This window comes from Streptomyces sp. NPDC107522 (assembly GCF_055657525.1).
Map to the genome: position 1 here is coordinate 1 of NZ_JBVKAU010000026.1, position 20,814 is coordinate 20,814.

General features: G+C 71.0%; 15 protein-coding genes. 5 read left to right on the forward strand and 10 right to left on the reverse strand.

Features of this window, described 5'->3' with window-relative positions:
- The first annotated feature begins 128 nt into the window (after window positions 1-128).
- Complete coding sequence (locus ACZ7L6_RS41005; protein ID WP_471933203.1) at window positions 129-2,039, forward strand: glycoside hydrolase family 97 protein; 1,911 nt, start codon at window positions 129-131, stop codon at window positions 2,037-2,039.
- Between the two features lie 236 nt (window positions 2,040-2,275).
- Window positions 2,276-3,553: an alginate lyase family protein gene (locus ACZ7L6_RS41010; RefSeq protein ID WP_471933205.1), complete on the forward strand. Its 1,278-nt coding sequence runs from the start codon at window positions 2,276-2,278 to the stop codon at window positions 3,551-3,553.
- 22 nt (window positions 3,554-3,575) lie between these two features.
- Here ACZ7L6_RS41010 and ACZ7L6_RS41015 read toward each other — a convergent pair whose 3' ends face one another.
- The 6 genes from ACZ7L6_RS41015 to ACZ7L6_RS41040 form a co-directional block, all read right to left on the reverse strand.
- Complete coding sequence (locus ACZ7L6_RS41015; RefSeq protein WP_471933207.1) at window positions 3,576-4,808, reverse strand: glycoside hydrolase family 88 protein; 1,233 nt, start codon at window positions 4,806-4,808, stop codon at window positions 3,576-3,578.
- A gap of 109 nt (window positions 4,809-4,917) precedes the next feature.
- Window positions 4,918-6,807, reverse strand: coding sequence for a glycoside hydrolase family 97 protein (locus ACZ7L6_RS41020; RefSeq protein WP_471933209.1), 1,890 nt, complete (start codon window positions 6,805-6,807; stop codon window positions 4,918-4,920).
- A gap of 25 nt (window positions 6,808-6,832) precedes the next feature.
- A complete protein-coding gene (locus tag ACZ7L6_RS41025) occupies window positions 6,833-9,169 on the reverse strand; it encodes a glycosyl hydrolase family 95 catalytic domain-containing protein (RefSeq protein WP_471933211.1) in 2,337 nt (778 codons plus the stop codon).
- A gap of 122 nt (window positions 9,170-9,291) precedes the next feature.
- Window positions 9,292-10,266 (reverse strand): sugar kinase, encoded by a 975-nt coding sequence (locus tag ACZ7L6_RS41030; RefSeq protein WP_471933213.1) that lies wholly within the window; start codon window positions 10,264-10,266, stop codon window positions 9,292-9,294.
- Window positions 10,263-10,895, reverse strand: coding sequence for a bifunctional 4-hydroxy-2-oxoglutarate aldolase/2-dehydro-3-deoxy-phosphogluconate aldolase (locus ACZ7L6_RS41035; protein WP_471933215.1), 633 nt, complete (start codon window positions 10,893-10,895; stop codon window positions 10,263-10,265). Before ACZ7L6_RS41035 ends, ACZ7L6_RS41030 begins: the two co-directional genes overlap by 4 nt.
- A 253-nt stretch (window positions 10,896-11,148) precedes the next feature.
- Window positions 11,149-11,586 carry a cytidine/deoxycytidylate deaminase family protein gene (locus ACZ7L6_RS41040; RefSeq protein ID WP_471933217.1) on the reverse strand — a complete coding sequence of 146 codons (438 nt, stop codon included), beginning with the start codon at window positions 11,584-11,586 and terminating at the stop codon, window positions 11,149-11,151.
- Window positions 11,587-11,809: 223 nt separating this feature from the next.
- Between ACZ7L6_RS41040 and ACZ7L6_RS41045 the strand changes: the two genes are divergently transcribed.
- Both ACZ7L6_RS41045 and ACZ7L6_RS41050 read left to right on the forward strand, forming a co-directional pair.
- Entirely contained in the window at window positions 11,810-12,970 is a 1,161-nt protein-coding gene (locus tag ACZ7L6_RS41045; protein ID WP_471933219.1) for a S1 family peptidase, read from the forward strand.
- A gap of 119 nt (window positions 12,971-13,089) precedes the next feature.
- Complete coding sequence (locus ACZ7L6_RS41050) at window positions 13,090-13,419, forward strand: antibiotic biosynthesis monooxygenase family protein (protein WP_433053493.1); 330 nt, start codon at window positions 13,090-13,092, stop codon at window positions 13,417-13,419.
- 34 nt (window positions 13,420-13,453) lie between these two features.
- Here ACZ7L6_RS41050 and ACZ7L6_RS41055 read toward each other — a convergent pair whose 3' ends face one another.
- Both ACZ7L6_RS41055 and ACZ7L6_RS41060 read right to left on the reverse strand, forming a co-directional pair.
- A complete protein-coding gene (locus tag ACZ7L6_RS41055) occupies window positions 13,454-14,236 on the reverse strand; it encodes a DUF817 domain-containing protein (protein WP_471933221.1) in 783 nt (260 codons plus the stop codon).
- 159 nt (window positions 14,237-14,395) lie between these two features.
- Window positions 14,396-14,782: a hypothetical protein gene (locus tag ACZ7L6_RS41060; protein WP_471933320.1), complete on the reverse strand. Its 387-nt coding sequence runs from the start codon at window positions 14,780-14,782 to the stop codon at window positions 14,396-14,398.
- A 419-nt stretch (window positions 14,783-15,201) separates the two neighbouring features.
- On the opposite strand from ACZ7L6_RS41060, the gene ACZ7L6_RS41065 reads away from it, so the two are divergent.
- Window positions 15,202-16,905: an ABC transporter ATP-binding protein gene (locus ACZ7L6_RS41065; RefSeq protein WP_471933223.1), complete on the forward strand. Its 1,704-nt coding sequence runs from the start codon at window positions 15,202-15,204 to the stop codon at window positions 16,903-16,905.
- A 67-nt stretch (window positions 16,906-16,972) separates the two neighbouring features.
- Here ACZ7L6_RS41065 and ACZ7L6_RS41070 read toward each other — a convergent pair whose 3' ends face one another.
- Both ACZ7L6_RS41070 and ACZ7L6_RS41075 read right to left on the reverse strand, forming a co-directional pair.
- A complete protein-coding gene (locus tag ACZ7L6_RS41070) occupies window positions 16,973-18,058 on the reverse strand; it encodes a substrate-binding domain-containing protein (RefSeq protein ID WP_471933225.1) in 1,086 nt (361 codons plus the stop codon).
- Entirely contained in the window at window positions 18,055-20,586 is a 2,532-nt protein-coding gene (locus tag ACZ7L6_RS41075) for a SpoIIE family protein phosphatase (RefSeq protein WP_471933227.1), read from the reverse strand. The genes ACZ7L6_RS41070 and ACZ7L6_RS41075 overlap by 4 nt, the downstream gene beginning before the upstream one ends.
- Between the last annotated feature and the right edge of the window lie 228 nt (window positions 20,587-20,814).

Here is a 20,814-nt window from a genome sequence, read left to right on the forward strand (position 1 = left end):
GTCGGTTGTTGATGTCGCAATCCACACCGAAACCAGAGGCCCTCGCCTCGTTCAAGAACCACTCAAGGCGTGTCGCCCGTCACCAACGTCCCCGGACAGCACACCTAGGGGCTCTGTCCCGCCGGAGGATGCTCAAGGGCACAGCCGTCTCCGTCGGTATGGCCGCGACGGGGATCGGCGCCGCGCGGCCGGCCTACGCGGCGGAAGACCTGGCTGTCGCGGACGATTCGGTCAGCGCGACCGCCCGGATGGGCGGCAACGCCATCACCATGTCGGTGATGGACGGAGCGCTGCGGTGGTCCGCCCGGCACAACGGCACGACGGTGATCGACACATCCGTCCTCGGCCTGAGGCTGAGCGACGGGACCGTCCTCGGCAGCGACGTGACGGTGACCCGGAACCAGCACTGGACCACCCGCACCACCTGGACTCCGGTGTACGGGCGCAACGCCACCGTCACCGACCTCTACCAGGAGCAGCGCTGGAACCTGCGGGACGCCGCCTCGGGGATCCGCTTCAGCGTCCAGATGCGCGCCTACAAGACCGGTGTCGCGCTGCGCTACGTCCTGCTGGGCGAGGGCACCGCCACCGTGTCCGACGAGCTGACAACGTTTGCCTTCCCCGAGGCCACCACCGTCTACAGCGCCCGCGACGAGAACGCCTACCTCCCGGTGGCACCGGGCTCCATACCCGTCACCGGCACCTCCACCACGGACAACGGCCCCCTCACCGACCTGCCGCTGGCCGCCACCCTCGCCGACGGTCTCATCGCCTGCGTCTGCGAGTCCTCCCGGCTGAACTTCCCCCGCTTGATGCTCAGTTCGGTCGACGGGCAGCCCGACACCCTCTCCGCCTTCCTCATGGAGCACACCGCCCGCGGCACCGGCCCGGTCGCCACGGAAGCCACGGTCGCCACCCCCTTCGCCACACCGTGGCGCGCCGTGGTGATCGGCTCCACGCACGCCGAACTGGTCGACAACGCCGAACTCGTGCTCAACCTGGCCCCGCCCAGCGCCCTGTCCGACACCTCCTGGATCAGACCGGGCAAGGTCTTCCGCTGCGAGCTCACCACCGCCGCCGGCCTCGCGGGCGTCGACTTCTCCGTGGCCCGGGGTCTGCAGTACATCGAGTACGACGCCGGCTGGTACGGCCCCGAGTTCACCACTACCGACGCGACCAGGCCGATCGCCGCGATCGACCTGCCGTCGGTCATCTCGTACGCCGCGGACAACGACATCGGCGTCTTCCTCTACGTCAACCGGCTCGCCCTGACCGACGCCGACTCGCTCTTCGCCCTGTACAAGAGCTGGGGCGCCGCCGGCATCAAGCTCGGCTTCATCAACGACGGCACCCAGGCGATGACCGACCAGATCACCGACTGGGCGAAGGCGGCGGCCAAGTACGAGCTGCTGATCGACATGCACGACGACGTCCGGCCGTTCGGCTACGAGCGCACGTACCCGAACTACATCAGCCTGGAAGGCGTACGCGGCAACGAGCAGTTCCCGACCGCCACGCACAACGTGACGCTGCCCTTCGCCCGCAACATCGGCGGTCCGATGGACTACACGATCTGCTACGGCCAGTCGCGCAACAAGACCACCAACGCCCACCAGATGGCCATGGCCGCGGTGTACTACCAGCCCCTCAACTTCCTCTTCTGGTACGACAAGCCGTCCCAGTACGCCAACCCCGCCGGCTGGCCGGGACTGCCCTGGTTCAATGCCGTCCCCACGACCTGGGACGAGAGCCGCACCCTGGCCGGGTCGATCGGCGAGTACGTGGCGGTCGCCCGCCGCAGCGGCGACACCTGGTATCTCGGCGCGATGACCAACGAGGCATCCCGGACGCTGTCGGTCCCCCTGTCCTTCCTGGGCAGCGGAACCTACACGGCGACCGTCTACTCCGACGGCACCCCGGGCAGCGCACCGTTCCGCACCCCCGTCGTGGTCGACACCCGGACCGTCACCTCGGAGACCACGCTGGACGTGGCCATGGCCCCGGCAGGCGGCCAGGCCGTCATCCTGAAGCCGAGCTGACCCCGCAGCACCCCTGGGCGATGACATGGTCAGGGGTGCAAGGCCAACCGGCGGGGGTGGTGATCCTGTCGGCTTCAGCCCGCGCGACCCCTTTCCCGCTCAAGGCCGTCGTGCCATGCTCAGCGAAGAGACGTACACCTGAACTCCATTCACACATATGAACCTTTGAGACGTCCACTGTCCTGACATGGACATGACCTAGGGCGTTCTGCGTCTTCATCGGAAGGGAGTTGGCCATGAGCGCAAGGCCCCGCCTGGCTGCCCTGTTGGTGGCCATGGCCGCCTTCACCACGGGAGCCGTCCCCGTCGCCTCGGCGCGGACGGACGGTGAGCACGCACCTCGCGTCCCGCACACCGTCGTCCTGGACGGCGCCCGTCTGCAGCGGACGAAAGTCCGTCTGGATCGCGGCGATCCTCAACTCCGCCGAGCTGTCGCGGCGTTGAGGGCGCGTGCCGACCGATGGCTCGGGCAGGGGCCCTGGACCGTCGTGGACAAACCCAGGCCGGCCCCCGGCGGCGACGTCCACGACTACCTCAGCCAGGCCCCGTACTGGTGGCCTTCGCGAGCTCCGACCCCGGAGAACCCCTGGGGCTGCCCGTACGTGCAGCGGGACGGCGAGCGCAATCCCGAGGTCGACTCCGGCACCGACCGGCAGGACGTCGAGAAGACCTTCGACTCCTCCTACGACCTCTCCCTCGCCTGGTACTACACCGGCGACAAGCGGTACGCCGAGAAGGCCGGGCAGATACTGCGGACCTGGTTCCTCGATCCGGTCACAAGGATGAACCCGAACCTGAACCATGCGCAGTTCATCCCCTGCAAGTACGACGGCCGCGCCATCGGCATCATCGACTTCTCGCAGTCGTACACGAGCGTCCTCGACGCGCTCGCCCTCCTGGCCGCCGGCGCCCCGGGCTGGACCCCGAAGGACCGTGCCGGCATGGCGAAGTGGAACGCTGACTTCCTCGAGTGGTTGAGGAACAGCGACTTCGGCAAGCAGGAGGCCGCTGCCACCAACAACCACGGCACCTTCTACGACATGCAGCTGGCCGGTCTCGCCCTTGCGACCGGTGACGAGGGGCTGGCCCGCCGCACGGTCCTGGAGGCCCGGACCAAACGCATCGCGCCGCAGATCGCCGCCGACGGCAGCCAGCCCCAGGAGCTGACCAGGACCCGGAGCTGGCACTACTCGACGTTCGACCTGGTCGCCTACGCTCGCCTCGCCGCCATCGGCCGGCACGTCGGAGTGAATCTCTGGGCCTACCAAGGACCGGACGGGCAGAGCCTGTTCAAGGCGGTGCACTATCTCGTGCCCGCCGCGACGGGCGCCGCCCCCTGGCCGCATCCGGAGCTCGCGTTCCACCGGTACGCGGCGACCGACGTCGTCCACGCGGCAGCCGACGCCGGGGACAGGGAGGCGCAGCGCGCCGTTCCGTTGCTGGAGGAGCCGCCCGGCGGCGACCTGTGGGACCTGCGCCCGGCACCGGAACAGCTGGACTCCCTCACGGGCTGACCGGCCCTGTCCGCCGGGGCCCTCAGACCGCGGACAGGTCGATCGCCCGGTCGACGTCCTGCGGCTGCAGCACGCGCAGGATGCCTTCCAGCAGGTAGTAGTCGGCGTAGGGAAGCGAGATCTCGATGCCGTCCTCGGCCGGCCGGTTGCGGGTGCAGCGGGCCACGACCGCCTCCGCGCGGGCCGAGTTCCTCGTCAGGCAGGTTTCCGACAGCGCGGTGAGCAGCCGCAGTGCCACCTCGCGGTAGGCGTGCCTGCCGGTCGCCGCGGACAGGTCGAGCAGGCCGCACGCCATGATCGCGCCGGCCGAAGCGTCCTTGATGTCGTACGGCTGTTGCGGGGCACGGTAGTCCCATACGGGCACGTGGTCCGGGGTCAGGGCTCCCAGCGCGAAGTCGGCGAGCTTGCGCGCGGTGGCCAGGAACTCGGCGTTCTTGGTGCGTCGGTACATCGTGGTGAATCCGTACAGACCCCACGCCTGCCCGCGCGACCAGCACGACGTCGGGCTGTATCCCTGCACGGTGTCGGGGCCGATCGGCGTGCCGTCGGCCGGGTCGAAGTCGTACACGTGCGGAGTCGAGCCGTCCGGGCGCGGGAAGACCCGCTGAGCGGTCTTCGCGTGCTCCACAGCGATGTTCAGGTACGTGTCGTCGCCGGTCTGACCGCTCGCGAACGCCAGCAGGTCGAGGTTCATCATCGTGTCGATGATGACCCGGCCGGCGTTCCTCTCCTCGTTCAGCGCGCCCCAGGCTCTGATGAAGCGCCCGCGCGGGTTGTAGCGCCGGATCAGGGAGTCGGCCGCCCGTACGGCTCCGGTCCGCCATGCGTCGTCGCCCGTCAGCCGCCAGGCGGTGACCCATGACGGGTAGAAGAGGAAACCGAGGTCGTGCGTGGTGGTGTCGTGCTGACGAGGGGCCAGCTTCTCGGCCGATGCCAGGGCCCGCGTGCGGAACATGTCGTCCTTGCTGTAGAGCCATGCCATCCACAGCGTGCCCGGCCAGAACCCGCCGACCCAGTCGCCGTTCTGCGAGTAGACCCACTTCTCGAACTTCGTGCCGACGGGGAAGGCGGTCACGGTCGGTGCGACGGCGTGGAGCTTCTCGACGGCGTAGTCGGCCGCCGCACGGAGCTTGCGCAGGGTCGGTGCCGGTATGCGGTCTGCGGTCACATCCGCGGCCGCGGCCGGTGCCGACGACACATATGTCGCCGCGGCACCGGCCGCCGTGGCCAGCACAGTACGCCGGGAAACACTCATGCTGGTCCCTCCAACTGGTCCTCGGGAGAACGGAGTTGACCGAGCCTTGCACAGCACTGCACTGCTGTACACCCACGTGTGCAAGGTTCATGTACGTGAATGGCGGTGCTCAGCGGTGACAGGTAGTGATGTCCGGGCGCCAGGGGCAGGCGATCGCGGCGAAGCCGCCGTTGGCGACGACATCCACGCTGAGCTTGTCGCCGCCGCGCAGGGTCTGCCGGCTCTGGACGAGTCCGTCGGCGCCGTCCTGGATCGTCTCGACAAGCCACCGTCCGGGGCCGACGGTCAAGGGGATCTCGGCGGTGCGGGCGGCGCCGGCGTACACGCCGCCCAGGAACCAGCGGTCGCCGCTGCGGCGGGCGAGGACCGCTGCCCGGCCGGGCTGTCCGGCGAGCAGCCGGGTGTCGTCCCAGGCGGCGGGGACCTGGTCGAAGAAGGCGCGGGCGAGTGGGCGGGCGTCGTAGGACTCGGGCGTGCCCGCGAACATCTGCAGGCCCGACTCGTAGGCGACGGCGAGCCCGGCCTCGGCCGCGTCGGAGTTGGGGCGCAGGCCGACGCGCTGGAAGGCGCCGGGGGTGAAGTCCATCGAGCCGATGACGTTGCGGGTGAAGGGCAGGGTGGTGAGGTGGGCGGCGGTGTTGGTCCGCTTCTCCTCTCCTGCGACGCCCTCCAGCGTCATGACCTGCGGCCAGGTGCGCTGGATGCCCTTCGGGACCGTGGAGCCATGGAAGTCGATCATGAGGTGGTGGGCGGCGGTCTCCGCGAGGATGGTGTCGTACCACTGGAGCATGGGCTGCGCCTCGGAGTCCATGAAGTCGATCTTGACTCCCTTGACGCCCCACCGCTCGAGGGTGGGCAGCCACTGGGCGCGCTCCTCGGGTGTGTCGAGGTCGCGCTGGTGGATCCAGACGATGATGCCGACGCCCTTGGCACGTGCGTATTCGACGAGTTCGGGCATCCAGCTGTTCGTCTGCCAGTCCGGGTCGGTGGTGTCCCACTCGTCGGCCTTGAAGTACCAGCCCGCGTCGACGGCCTCGTACGGCCAGTTCCGCTCGGCGGCGTAGTCGACGTAGGCCTTCTGCGCCGCGAGGCTCCGGCCGGCCGGTCGGCCGCCGGCGAGCCAGGTCCACAGCACCGTGCCGGGCCGGATCCAGGACGTGTCCGCGACCTTGGAGGCGGGGGCGAGGTCGTCGGTGAAGGTGGAGCGGGTGACGGTGGCGAGGTCGCCGGTGATCATGGCCCGCCAAGGAGTGGCGAGGGGGCCGTCGCTCTTCACCCGGTCGTCGGCGAGCTTGATGCGGTAGGTGCCGGTGCCCCGGGTGTGGGCGAGGCGGGCGCCGGAGTACGCGCCGGTGAGGTCGGATTCGGCCAGGAGGGTGTAGCCGCCGTCGGTCGCGAAGAGCGCCTGGGCGGAGTACTCGCCGGTGGGTGCGGTCGCCGCCGTGTACTGGGCGAACCGGCCCTCGTTGTCGGCCCGGTAGGCGCCGAGCCACGCACTCGCGTCGGGCGGCAGGGTGAACGCGGAGGTCTCGCCGAGGACGTCGCCGTACGCGGCGGGCAGGACGTATCGGTAGGCGACGCCGTCGGCGGAGGCGCGGACGACGAGGTCGAGGCGGGCACCGGCCGCCGTGGCGAAGGACAGCCGGGTCTCGTTCATGCGGACCCGGCGGTCCAGCCGTTTGCCGGACTTCGTCCGGTACCGCTCGACGACGGTCCGCTCCTTGCGGTGCAGGAAGCGCAAGTCCTTGGACAGGTCGGCCCGTTCGGTGACGATGCCGACGGGCGACGGCTCGATGACCGTACGGCCGTTGCGGGACACCGCGAGGCTCAGGGTGCCCGTGGTGTCGTCCAGGGTCACCTGGGCGCGCGGTGCGTGTGCTCCCGCGGACACGGCCCAGTCCTGCTCGTGCTGCTCGGCCCGCGCGGGCGCGGTCGTGAGGAGTGCGGACACCAGCCCCGCGCAGAGCGCGGCGACCGTGGTTCTGATCGGAACAGCCATGACAACCCTCCGAAGTGTGTGGCCTTTACGGCAGGCCCCAGGCCGGCCCCGGTTCGCTGACGGCGACGGGCGCGATGGTCAGGTCCGGGCGGGAGCCGGAGTGGACGAGCACCTCGCGGCCCTTGGGCAGGTCGATGGCGAGGGTGCCCTCGCCCAGGTCGCGGGTGGGGGCCGGGGTGCCGTCGTCGAGAAGGGCGGTGAGTGTGCCGGTGAGGCCGTGGCGGAGTGTGAGCGGCTCGCCCGCCAGGCTCTTGATCCGGACGAAGCGGGTCTTGCCTGCCTTGCGGACGGCACTGACCAGGAAGGCGCCCTGGGTGCGGAAGTTGTGCAGGGTGACGTCCGCCCAGTCGGTGGGGACGGCCGGGAAGACGCGGATCACGCCGCCCCAGCTCTGGCAGAACATGTCGTGCAGGGACTGCGAGGCGGACAGCGGCGTCTCGATGACCGGGCCGGCCTCGGTGTAGTGGGTGTTGGCCCGGCAGGGGTAGCGGGTGGTGGGGTCGAAGAACTTGCGCAGGTAGGTGATCGCGGTGTCGCCGTCGCCGGTCATCGCGTACATCGAGGCGGCGCCTGTGTAGCTGTAGCCGCGGTGGGCGCCGGTCAGCGCGTGCCAGTGGGCCACGGACTTCGTGATCAGGTTGCGGTTGTCCGGCTGGTCCCAGTTGACCAGGTACAGCGGGTACACCATCAGCAGGTGCGAGTAGTGGCGGTGGGACTGTGCGTACGGGGTGCCGGCGCCGATCATGAAGCCGTTGTCGTCGACCGGGTACGGCGTGAGCCTGGCCAGGACCTCCTGCCAGCGCGGGATCGACTCGTCGTCGAGGCCGAGCCGTTCGGCGGAGTCGATGAGGGTCTGGCAGCCCCAGCGGATCAGGGCCAGGTCGTAGTTGGTGTCCTGCGGCGGCACGACGGGGTATTCGGGTGAGAGCGTGCTGGGCAGGTGAAGCTTGCCGTCGCTGCCCGGGGTGAGGAAGTGCAGGTAGTAGTTGATCGCGCGGCGCAGCACCGGGAAGAGCGTGTCGCGCAGCAGGGACTCGTCCATGGAGTGCCGGTAGGACAGCCACACGTTGTGCAGCGCCCAGGTGAGGTCACCGACCTCGGCGCCGGTGCCGGGCCGGCCCACGCTGCGGTTGGCGAACATGTCGGAGCTGCGGCCGACGCCGGAGCTGTCCGCACGGAAGGCGGCGGGCACGTTGGCGACGAGCTGTTCCTGGTTCTGGCGCAGGGTGGTGGCGAGCGCGTCGAGTTCCAGGTGGTTGGAGCCGTGGATGAGCCAGTACTCCAGCTGCACGTTGAGGTTCCACCAGACCGCCGGCCAGGGTGTGGGCTCCAGCCAGGGTCCGCACGTGGCCATGACGGGGCCGCCGGCGCGACCGGCGGAGGCGACCTTGTAGAGCTGGATCCAGTGGAAGCTCTGCAGCCGCTGGTCGGGGAACGAGACGAAGCTCTTGCGGTAGAAGTCGTGCCACCAGCGGGTGTGGCGTCGCCGGAGGGCGCTGTACGAGGTGGCGTGGCGCAGGTTGCGCAGGGAGTCCGCCTCGGCGGCGGTGTCGGAGGGGAAGCTGTGTCCGACACTGATCATCAGTTCGTCGCCGGTGCGGCGGTGGGCGGTGGCCGTCTGGCCGCCGCCGGCGAGAGGTTGGAGGACCTGTTCGGTGCCGTCCGGGGTGGTGCGGGTCGTCCACGGCGGGTTGGCGGTGTAGCCGGAGGGCGGGGCTTCGCTGATCTTCCGGGGGCTGATGGCCTCCTCGGGGTGAAAGGTCCAGGTGGCCTGTTCGCCGGCGGTGGCCGACACGCGTACGGCCAGCACCTCGTCGTGGATGAGGGCGGCGAGGGTGAGGGTGCCCGCGGTGGTGGTCACGGTGCCGGTGAGTTCGGCGTTCCAGAGGCTCAGCCGCCAGTCGACGGCTGTGATGGTGCCGACCGGTTCGAGCGTCAAGTGCCCTACCGGCAGGCGGCAGGTGCCCCAGCCGCTGCCGAACTGCGGGCGGTGGTCCTGGACGCGGCCGTGCTGGACGGTGAAGCGGATCCGGTTCACGCCCGGCTCCTGGTAGATCATGCTGCCGAGCAGCCCGTCGCCGAGGAACGGGCCCTCGTACCAGCGGGTGGGCAGCCTGGTCCAGAGCAGGTCCTGGCCGTGCAGGAAGGACGCCCAGGCACCGTCGGTGGCCATGGTGTCGCGGAGTCTCCACGGGCGTCTGCGGGCGCCGTCCACTGGATCATCGGCCGCGGACGGCACCGCCCGTAAGGACTCCTCGGCGTGGGCCGTCCCGGGCAGCGCCGCCGCTGCCACGCCGCCCAGCGCGGTGCCGAGTGCGGCTCTGCGGGGTATCGGCAGGCGTTTCTCCGGCTGTGAGGTCATCGTGGCCCTCCAGACCTGACGGGTCCTCAATACATCGGGTGTATTGCGGAACGTAGGCACCTTGCGTGCACCTGTCAACGCACCGAGACCTGATCCATCCGATGTATCGAGGGTCCCCACACCTACTGCTCGGCCCAGTCCCGCGCCCACAGGCCGAGCAACGCCTCCGTCTCCTGCGGATCCGGCAGGGGCCCGTGGTCTCCCGTGACGCGGAGGGCGGAGGCGGCGGTGATGTGGCCGAGCCGCAGGGCACGTGTCGTGGTCGCGCCTCGCAGCAGGCCCGCGAGGAAACCGGCCGCGAAGGCGTCACCGGCACCCACGGCCTCCACCACGGTCGTACGGGGCGCCGGCACCATGTGGCTGCCCTCGCCGGTGAACGCGGTCGCGGCATTCGGGCCGTCCTTGACGACGAGGATGCGGGGACGCGGGAGCAGCGCCCGGATGCCGCCGGGCGTCAACTGCTCGCCCCACAGCGCCTGCGCCTCGTCCAGGCCGACGAACACGAGGTCGGCACGGTCGGCCAGCTCGCGCAGCACAGCGGGGGCCGACCCGTCCGGCCACAGGGCGGCGCGGTGGTTGACGTCGAAGCTCACGGCGTACGGCCGTGTGCCGGGCTCGGCGGCGAGAGCCTGGGTCACGAGGTCACGACACGGCTCCGACAGGGCCGGGGTGATGCCGGTCAGGTGCAGCAGCGAGGCCGTACGCAGAGGCGGGTCGCGCAGGACGTCGGGGCCGAGGGCGGAGGCGGCCGAGCCGCGCCGGTAGTAGTGCACACGCGTCCCGGCGGGGCCCGGGTCCTTCACGAGCAGACCGGTCCGGCGGTGCGGGTCGGTGCGCACATGCGACACGTCGACGCCTGCTGCGGCCACGGTGGCGCGGACCCGGTGCCCCAGAGGGTCGTCGCCCAGCGCCGAGAGCCAGGCGACGGGGATGCCGTGGTCGGCCAGGTACATGGCGACGTTCGACTCGGCTCCCGCCACCGACAGGCGCAGCCGCGCCGCGTCCAGCAGAGGGCTCGGCGGGTCGGGGGCGAGGGCCGCCATCGTCTCGCCGATGCACACGACCGGACCGGGGGCAGGGCGCCACTCCGCGATCACCGCGTCGCCTCTGCCACGACGGTACGGAACAGGCGGGCGCGTTCCCTGAGGGCGGTGATGCCGCCGCCGTCGGCGGCGTCGCCGACGAGCGGGGAACCGACGCCGACAGCGACGGCACCGGCCGCCAGGCAGGCGCGGGCGGCGGCCTCGTCGACCCCGCCCACCGGGACGAACGGCACGTCGGGGAACGGGCCGCGCAGGGCTTTCAGACAGGCCGCTCCCCCGGCCTGGGCGATCGGGAAGATCTTCAGCGCCGCCGCTCCGAGGGCGCGGGCTGCGATGATCTCGGTCGGGGTCAGTACGCCGGCGAGGACCGGCATGCCCAGCTGCTGTGCCGTGCGGACGCCGTCGCCGAGCCCCGGGGTGACCGCGAAGTCGGCTCCCGCGCGGTGCGCGGCGCGGGCGTCCTCGGCGGTCAGCACGGTGCCGGCGCCGAGTGGACGGGCCGGGCCGAGGGCCTGGCGGGCGCGTTCGATGACGGAGAGGGCGTCCTTGCCGGTGAGTGAGACCTCGATGAGCTCGATGCCCTCCTCGGCCAGGGTCAGCACGGTGCGCAGGGCTGCATCGGGGTCGTCGCCCCGCACTATCGCGACCAGGCGGTGAGCGGCAAGGGCGGCTGGCAGGTCCACGAACGGAGCTCTTTCTGTGCGGGGTTGCGGGGCAGCGGCAAGCCGCGGTGAGCGTGAGCCGCCGGCGGACATCTTCGGATGCCGGTACGGGCTCGGCGTCGTCGGGGGCCGATCCACGGGGTACGTCCACCCGTCGGTGACCCAAGGTGTGCCTGAGGCCAAGGCCTCGCTCAGGAACGGAACGGCTTCGGGGAACAGACGGGTGGCCAGGCCAGGTCCGGCAACGTTCACCCCCGTTGTCCGCCGACGGTGTTCAGCTCGCGCTGAGTGGCGCGGTCGTCTCGGCGTCGAGCTGGTGGTCGGCCCACACGTAGCTTTCGGGCAGCAGGTCGGTGATGAGGACGGTCCGGAGGCGATCGCCCGCGCCGACGACGACCTTGAGGGTGGGGAAATAGTCGAGAAGGACCTGACGGCAGCGTCCGCACGGCGGAACGACCCCCCGGTCGCGGTCGCCCACGGCGACGACGGTGTCCAGCTCGTAGGCGCCCTGGGCGGCCGCCGCGCCGACGAGGACCAACTCGGCGCAGGGTCCTCCGGTGAAGTGGTAGGCGTTCACCGCGGTGACGATGCGGCCGTCCCGGGCGCGGGCGGCGGCCGCCATGGTGTGGTTGTCGCCCCGGCAGCGAGTGCGTGCGACGTGCGCTGCGGCTTCGATGAGTTCGTGGTCGACGGGGTGGGTCTGCGTGGTCATCTTCTCTGCCTTCCTCGGATCTCAGGGGACGTTGGCCTGCCTGGCGATGGCGTGCAAGCGAATATCGGCGGTGTGCGGCGGCTGGTTCCGCCGCCAGTTCAGGCGCGTATTGGTATGGACCTGACACACCGGCACGGCTAAGCTCTGCCCGACCCTGAATGAGAGCGCTCTCACATTGCGGTTGTTCCACCCCACCTTGCTGGAACGACGAAGGGCAACTCCCTTGAGACGCATCAGACTCAAGCACGCAGGCCTCGCCGTACTCCTCGTGCTCGGCGGCTGGACCGCGAGCGGAACCGGGCCCGCCGCGGCCAGCGACTCCGGCGCGACGACCGGCCCCGAACCGGCCTCCGCCGGGCTGCTCCAGGCGATGGAGCGGGACCTCGGCCTGTCGAAGCAGCAGGCCGAGGCGCGGCTGGCCGCGGAACGCACGGCCATGGGCATCACGGCGAAGGCGAGCAAGGCCGCCGGATCCGCCTACGGCGGCTCGTGGTTCGACGCGGAGAGCGAGCGGCTGACCGTGGCCGTCACGCCGGACGCCCCGCCCGCGACCGTACGGAAGGTCCGAGCCACCGGAGCGGCGGTGCGCACGGTCGCGTACAGCGCACGCGAGCTCGACGCGGCCAAGGCCCGCGTCGACCGTATCTCCGCGCCTTCGGGCGTGAGCAGTTGGCACGTCGATCCGGCGGCCAACGCGGTCGTCGTGAACGTCGTCCGCGACAAGCAGGCTGACAACGATGTCCGGCGCTTCGTCTCCCGCGCCCGGGCGGCCGGGCCCGTCACCGTCGCGACGGTCTCCGCCGCCCCGCGCACCTTCGCGGCGGGAACGGTCGGCGGCGACCCCTACTACACCGGCAACGTCCGCTGCTCCATAGGCTTCTCGGTGCACGGCGGATTCGTCACCGCAGGTCACTGCGGTCAGCCGGGGGCCGGTGTCCGGGGCTGGGACGGCAGCTATGTCGGCGCCTTCCAGGGCTCCTCGTTCCCGGGCAACGACTACGCCTGGGTGAGTGTCGGCAGCGGCTGGTGGACCGTTCCGGTGGTCCTCGGCTGGGGCACGGTCCCGGACCGGCTCGTGCGCGGCTCGGCGGAGGCGCCCGTCGGTACCTCCGTCTGCCGCTCCGGCTCCACGACGCACTGGCACTGCGGGACCGTGCTGGCCAAGAACGAGACGGTCAACTACAGCCAGGGCGCGGTGCACCAGATGACCAAGACCAGCGTGTGCGCCGAACCCGGGGACTCCGGAGGCTCCTTCATCAGCGGTGACCAGGCACAAGGAGTCACCTCGGGAGGCTGGGGCAACTGCTCGGGCGGCGGGGAGACCTGGTTCCAGCCCGTCAACGAGATCCTCAACCGCTACGGGCTGACCCTGCACACTGCCTGATCACGACCGCGCCCGGCGACGGCGCTCCCGGCGACGGGGGCGCCGGTCGCCGCGGACCCCGCCCGGTGACAGCCGAGTCGCTGTAGGGCGGCCGGTCGTCGTGCGGCAGGATGAGGGCCATGAGCGTAGTCAAGATCAACGTACTGACCGTCCCCGCCGAGCAGCGCGAGACGCTCGAGAAGCGGTTCGCCTCCCGTGCGCATGCCGTGGAGAACTCCGACGGGTTCGAGTGGTTCGAGCTTCTGCGGCCGGTCGAGGGCACCGACACCTACCTCGTCTACACGCGGTGGCGGGACGAGGAGTCCTTCCAGGCCTGGATGGAGGGCCCCATGAAGACGGCCCACCAGGGCGGCGGCGCGGAGAGCGGCGAACGCCCCAAGCCGGCGGCCAGCGGGTCCACGCTGTGGTCCTTCGAGGTCGTGCAGCAGGCGGGGCCCACGAGCAAGTGAGCAGGGGTGACCGGCCGGGGTCCTCCCCGGCCGGTCACAGCTCGTGTCCGGCACCGGCGCGGTCCCGTTGCCGCGGACGGGTCACCGCGACCAGGACGACCGTGACGCTGATCAACAGGGACCAGGCGCCGAACTTGTCCACGCCTACGGGCTCCCAGCCGTGCAGCTGGTAGGGATAGCGCCAGGCGCCCAGGTAGGTGGCGAGGTTCTCCGCGATCCAGAGGAAGAACCCGATCAGGACGAACGACAACGCCAGCGGCATCCGGCGGCGCACGCCGCGGACCGTGAAGTGGGCCCGACTGCCCGCGGTGACGGCCAGGAGGAGGCCGGCCAGGAGCCAGCGCACGTCGGGCAGCCAGTGGTGGCTGAAGAAGTTGATGTAGATGCCCGCGGCCACGACCGCGGTCGCACGGGGCCGGTAGCGGACCAGCTCCAGGTCGAACAGGTGCCAGGCACGGCAGACGTAGCTGCCGACCGCCGCGTAGAGGAACCCGCCGTACAGCGGGACGCCCGCGAACTTCAGCACGGCCGGCTCCGGGTAGCTCCACGAACCGAGGGACACCTTCACCACCTCGAAGGCCAGACCGATGACGTGGCACACGCCGATGACGGCGATGTCCCGGCCGTTCTCCCAGCCCCGCAGCCAGAACAGCAGGGTGAGCAGCACGCCGTAGGCGACGAGCAGGTCGTAGCGTGCCACGGGCAGGCCGGGCAGCAGCGTGGACGCGGCCACGCCGGACATGAGGGCGATGGCGAACGCACAGGACCGGGTCTGTGTCCAGGCGAAGTCGAGCAGCTGACGGAGCGATGAGGCCATGGGGCCGGTGTTGGTTGTGGTGAGCATGATGTTCTGAAGGACGTGCCCGTGGCCTGCTTGGTTCGTCAGCACCTGGCGGAATTGCATTGCCCCTGGGGCTCCCCCTGTACGCGCGGCACGGTATGGCCGTCCATTACGCCGTCGACGTGACCGCCGGGCTCAGCCGTCTGTACGCGTGCGCTGCCGCTCGTGGCGCAGAGCCGCACCCGTGGCCAGTGCGCCGAGTCCTTCCCACAGGCCCACGCCGAGGAAGCCGGACGGGGCACGGCCGCCGATCACCGCGAGGGTGAAGACCGTGCAGGTCAGCAGGCGGAAGGGGACGGTCCAGCGGAAGAACGCCTTCCAGTCGGAGAGGGCGGCCAGGACGTAGTACACGCCCATGTTGAGCGCCGCCGTGGAGGAAGCCGTCACAAAGGCCGGCGTGTGGTCTCCCTCCGCGCGCCGCGAGTCCCCCACCCGGGTGAACCCCATCAGGGTGAGGAGGGCGTCCGGGGCTATGAGCCCGACCACGCCCATGGCGGCGGCGAGAACGCCGAACACGGCCATGGTCCAGCCGGACGGGGAGCGGGGCAGGAGTGGCACGAAGTCCTCCGCGGGCCTGGGGAGTTGGGGCTGTGGTGTCCCTGCATACCGTGCGGGGCCGGTGCGGTGGAGGCAGGGGCGCGGGAACGGCGACCGGGACCGTGCCGACCCGCTCCCCGGGCCGTTTTCCCGGCCGGAAAACACTTGGACTGCGCGGTCGCCGTCGCGGGACACTTCCGCACTCGAACCCGAACTCACACGGCCGTCGCCGGCGATGCCCCCTGCCCGCGGTGACGCGTGGCAGGCTGCCGCAGAACAGACACAGGGTTGGGATGGAAACGCCTCAATCACGCAAGGTTCAACCGGGCAAACGCTCGGTTCTTCTCGCACTTCGTTACTACGGACGGGAGTTGGCCCGCCTCCGGTGGCTGACGGTACCCGCGATGCTGCTCCTGGCGGTGGGCAACATCGGAATCAACTACATCGCACCGCTGATCGTCGCCAAGCTGGTCGGTGACATCGCCGACGACAAGGACGTCACCGTCGGCTCGGCACTGCCGTACGTCATCGGCTTCGTCGGTGTCCTGCTGCTGGCGGAGACGCTGTGGCGGATCGCCCTGCACTGCCTGAACCGTCTCGACGCCCTCGGCATCGAGCACCTGTACGTGATCGGGATGGACGAGCTGTTCGCCAAGGACGCCGCGTTCTTCCACGACAACTTCGCCGGGTCGCTGACCAAGCGCGTCCTGAGCTTCGCCACCCGTTTCGAGCAGTTCGTCGACACGCTGGCCTTCCAGATCGTGGGCAGCTTCGTGCCGCTGGCGTTCGGGACGGTGGTGCTGTGGCGCTACGAACCGCTGTTCGTGGTGGGGCTGCTGGTGATGATCGCCGTGACGGCGGTGTGCGTGGTGCCCCTCATCCGGCGCCGCCAGGCCCTCGTCGACGAGCGTGAGGAGGCGATCGCCCGGGTGTCGGGGCATGTCGCCGACAGCCTGATGAACATGGACACGGTGCGGGCGTTCGCCGCCGAGGGGCGCGAGGCCGCCGAGCACCGCTCCCGGGTCGCGGCCTCACGACGGCTCATGCTGCGGTCGTGGGACTACGGCAATCTGCGCATCGACACCCTGGTCGCGCCGATGTCGGTGCTGACCAACGCGCTGGGGCTGATGCTCGCGGTCACGCTCGGCGGGGGCGCGCACGGCGTGGAGGCGATCGTGGTGGCCTTCACCTACTACACCAACGCGACGCGGATCATGTTCGAGTTCAACCAGATCTACCGCCGGCTGGAGAACTCGATGACGGAGGCCGCGCAGTTCACCGAACTGCTGTTGACGCCGCCGACCGTGGTCGATCCGCCGGCGCCGGAGCCGCTGGTGCCCGGGGCCGCCGACGTCCGCTTCGAACAGGTGGTCTTCGCCCACGCCGGTGGCCGGCCGCTGTTCGAGGGCCTCGACCTGCATGTGCCCGCCGGGTCCAGGATCGGCCTCGTGGGCCGGTCCGGCGGGGGCAAGACCACCCTCACCCGGCTGTTGCTGCGGATGACGGACGTCGACGCCGGCCGGATCCTGATCGGCGGTCAGGACATCAGCCGGCTGCGCCAGGCCGACCTGCGCAGTCTGCTCGCCTATGTGCCGCAGGACCCGGCGATGTTCCACCGCACGCTGCGGGACAACATCGCGTTCGCCCGGCCCGACGCCACCGACGCCGAGATCCGGCGCGCGGCCGAGGCGGCACACGTCACGGAGTTCGCCGACGCGCTGCCGTACGGCTTCGACACCATGGTGGGTGAGCGCGGCGTCAAGCTGTCCGGCGGTCAGCGCCAGCGAGTCGCCCTCGCCCGGGCGATCCTGCGGGACGCGCCGATCCTGCTGCTCGACGAGGCGACCAGCGCGCTGGACTCCGAGAGCGAGATCCTCGTCCAGGAGGCGCTGTGGCGGCTGATGGAGGGGCGGACGGCCCTCGTGGTGGCGCACCGGCTGAGCACGGTCGCCGGCATGGACCGGCTCGTCGTCCTGGACCGCGGGCGGATCGTCGAGCAGGGCACCCATGACGAACTGCTCGCGGCGGAGGGCGCCTACGCGAAGCTGTGGCAGCACCAGTCGGGCGGTTTCCTGGACGACAGCCCCGCGCAGGCCGAGTTGGCCTGAAGCGGGCTCCCCCGGGCAGGCGGGTGGCGGACGTGTTCCGCCGCCCGCCTGCCCGAAGGTCCGTCTGTCAGGGGGAGAGTCCCGCCCGGGCGCAGGCCGGCCGGAGCTTGCCGGGGCAGATCTGCTCGATGGTGTACACGCCGTCCTTGACGAGTGTCCCCTCGATGTCGCCGACCTTCACCGTTCTCGGAGTGAGCAGTACGGCCGGGATGTCCTCGGTGGTGGCGCTGTCGATCGTCGTCGTGGCCGTCGTGTCCCGGACGTCCTCGCCACGCCCCAGGGCGACGGCCATGTCGGCGGCAGCGGCGGCTTCCGCCGTGAACGGTTTGTACACCGTCATGTACTGCTCGCCCGTGACGATGCGCTGGACAGCGTCGAGGTCGGCGTCCTGACCGGTGACGGGGGGCAGCTTCCTGACACCGGCCTTCTTGAGAGCGGAAATGGCTCCGGCGGCGATGGAGTCGTTGGCCGCCAGGACGCCGTCGATCCGGTCCGCGCCCAGGGCCGCGATGGCGGCGGACATGTTGGCGTGGGCGTCGTCGGCGCTCCAGGCCACGGTGTCGTACGACCTGACGATCTTCAGTTTGCCCGCGATGACGGACAGCGCGCCCCGGCGGAACCATGCCGCGTTGGCGCTGGTCGGGTCGCCGTTCATCATGACGATGTCCCCGCGGCCCGCCATGGCCTCCAGGAGCGCCTCGCCCTGGAGCCTGCCGACCTGCGCGCCGTCGAAACTGACATAGCCCGAGATCGGTCCTTCGGCGAGCCGGTCATAGGCGACGACCGAAGCACCCGCTCTGCGTGCCTCCTGGACCGAGGAGCGCATCGCCTTGCTGTCGGCGGGGTCGAGGATCAGCACCCTGACCCCCTTGGTGATCATGGAGACCATCTGCTGCCGCTGCCTCGCCGCGTCGCCCTCCGCGTTGGCGTACTCCACGGTGCAGCCGGGACACAGCTCCTTCAGCCGCTGCTCGATCAGCGGCTTGTCCCACTTCTCCCAGCGAGGAGTCACCCGGTTCGGGAGCAGCAGGCCGATGGTGAAACTGTCCGTGCCCGCCTCGTCGTCTCCGCCGCAGGCAGTCAGGGACACCGTCATGAGTCCCGCGACGAGCCCCGCGACGACGTGCCTCAACCGGGTTCGGGCCCCCCTCATGACGGGCCCTCGCCGTCCGTCCGGGGCGCCGATTCCGCGGCGACCGGCTCGCGGCGCGGCACGCGGATCTCGCTCCACACCTGCTTGCCGCCGGCCACCGGCACGGAACCGAAGGTCTCCGACATGGCCTCGACCAGCAGCAGGCCCCGCCCGCCGGTCGACTCCCAGTCGACGATCACCGGCTTGGCGGGCGCCCGTGGAGAGGCGTCGCTCACGCTGACGCGCACGCGGTCCCCGCGCAGGATCAGGTCGAGGCGGACCGGGCCCTGCGTGTGGACCAGGGCGTTGGTGACCAGTTCGGACACGACGAGCAGTACCGCGTCGGCGGCCTCCCCGACCTTCCACCGGCGCAGCGTGCGCGAGGTGAACCGGCGGGCGTGCATGACGGCGTCGGGCAGCCGCCACACCACCCAGCCGGACCGGATCGGACGGGCCGTCATACCGTCGTAGCGCAGCAGCAGCAGCGCGACGTCGTCCTCGCGACGGCCGGCGTCGCCGAGCAGTTCGTCGGCCATCCGCCCGGGGTCGGACGGCTCGGCCGTGGCGAGCGCGGTGCGGGTCCGGTCCATGCCCTCGTCCAGGGGCAGGTCGGCGGCCTCGACCAGGCCGTCGGTGACCAGGGCGAGCACCGTGCCGGGGGTCAGCGCCACCGCGGTCATGGGGAACTCGGCCTCGGCGAGCACGCCCAGCGGGAGCCCTCCCTCGACCTGAATCTCCTCGGTGGTGCCGTCGGGGTGGCGGACCAGCGGGGCGAGGTGCCCCGCCCGGACGAACAGGGCGTTGCCCTCCTCCATGTCCAGTTCGACATAGCAGCAGGTGGCGAACAGATCGGTCTCCATGCCGACGAGCAGCCGGTTGGCGTGGGAGACGACCACGTCCGGCGGGTGGCCCTCCACCGCGTAGGCCCGGACCGCGGTGCGCATCTGGCCCATGATCGTCGCGGCTCCCGCGCTGTGCCCCTGCACGTCACCGATGACCAGGGCCACCCGGTCCTCGGAGATGACGATGACGTCGTACCAGTCGCCGCCGACCTGGAGCCCGCGCCGGGCGGGCAGATAGCGGGCGACGGCCGTCCCGCCGGGCAGTTCGGGCAGGCGCCGGGGCAGCAGGCTGCGCTGGAGCATCGTCGCGAGCTCCTGCTCGGCGTCGTACGCGTGCGCACGCTCCAGCGCCTGCCCGATCAGCGCCGCGGTCGCGGTCAGCACGGACCGCTCCTCGGTGGCGAACTCGTGCGGCTGGTCCCAGCCGACCAGGCACACGCCGACGACCCCGCCCTTGGCGGGCAGCGGCAGGATGGCCAGGCCGCCGGCGCCGATGCCCGCGAGTCCGGGTTCGAGGGCCGTGCCGGCGGGCCACAGATCCATACGGCCGTCCCGCAGCGCCAGTTGGAGGGTGGGCAGGGCGCGGACGGGGGCGTCGGGCCACTCCGACCGCCACTCGGAACGCCAGGTCTGCGGCCAGGCGGCGGGCTGCGGCGGGTCCAGCACGATGACCACCAGCCGGTCCTCGCGCAGTTCGGCGAGCGCCACGCGGTCGGCGTCCAGCGGTTCGCGCAGCGCGGTGACCACCACGCGGCCGACGTCGTCGACCGTCGCGGCGTCGTCGAGTGCGGCGGTCAGCCACTGGATGCGGGACACGTCGTCGGAGCTGCGGCGCTGCACCGAGGTCGCCGTCACCACGCCCAGCACCTGCTGCGGCCGGTCGTCGGAGCTCGCCGCCACCCGGCACGTCAGACTCAGCCAGCGCACCTCACCCGTGGGATGGCGGACCCGGAACTCCAGCTCCCGGCGTGCGAACGCGGGAGTGGACGGCTCCAGGACCGACATCAGCGCGTGCATGTCCTCCGGGAGGGCGTTCGCGAGCAGGGTGTCCGCCTTGCCGTCGAAGTCGTCCGGTGTGATGCCGACCAGCTCGAGCAGCATCTCGTCCGCGTCGATCACACCGGTGTCCGGCACCAGGACGAAGGAGCCGACGCGCAGCGCGCGCAGGGCGAGACCCAGCAGCGACGACGGTGCGGGGCGGTCGGTCCCGGCCCGCAGGAGGTCGGCGACCGCGTCGGCGTACCGCTCCAGGAAGCGCTGCTGGCCGGCCTCGAACCCGTCGGCGGAGACTCCCACCACGACGAGGCAGCCCAGCCGTCTGCCCTCCGCCCTGAGGGGCAGCGCACCGAGGGACGTCTGTGCCGCCGGCGGTGTCGGCCCGTCTTCGAAGGAGGCGAGGGCCGCGGGGTTCAGCCACAACGGCCGGTCGGTGCGGAAGGCCTGTGCGGCGGGTGAACTGCCGGACAGGGGCAGCTGCTCCGGCAGGCCGTGCCGGGAAACGGCGGGCCCAGCCGTCTCCACCAGCCGCAGCTCCTCATCCCCGGCGCCGGGCACATAGACAGCCGCCAACGCCGCTCCGGCGAACGCCAGGGCCCGCTCCCCCGGTGCGTCCTCTCGCGCCGGAGGCGGTGAACCGGTGCTCGCCGCCCCGGCCTCCGAGGCCGGGAGCTGCGAGACGCCGGCCCGGGCACGGCCGTCATGACGCATGTCCGCACCTTCCTCCTGCCCGGGCCACAGGTGCCGACAGACTGAGATCGGGGGGCTCAGCTACCAGCGTCTCATATGCGGGCAAAGCAGACAGATCAGCACTGTTTCGGCTTCAGCGGGACCCCCTGTCGGCCGAGTTCGCAGTCGACCGCGGCCGGTGTCACACTTACGACATAGTCGTCTTGCCGCATTTCTTGCAGTATGTCCCGGGTGGATGCCCGGCGCCGA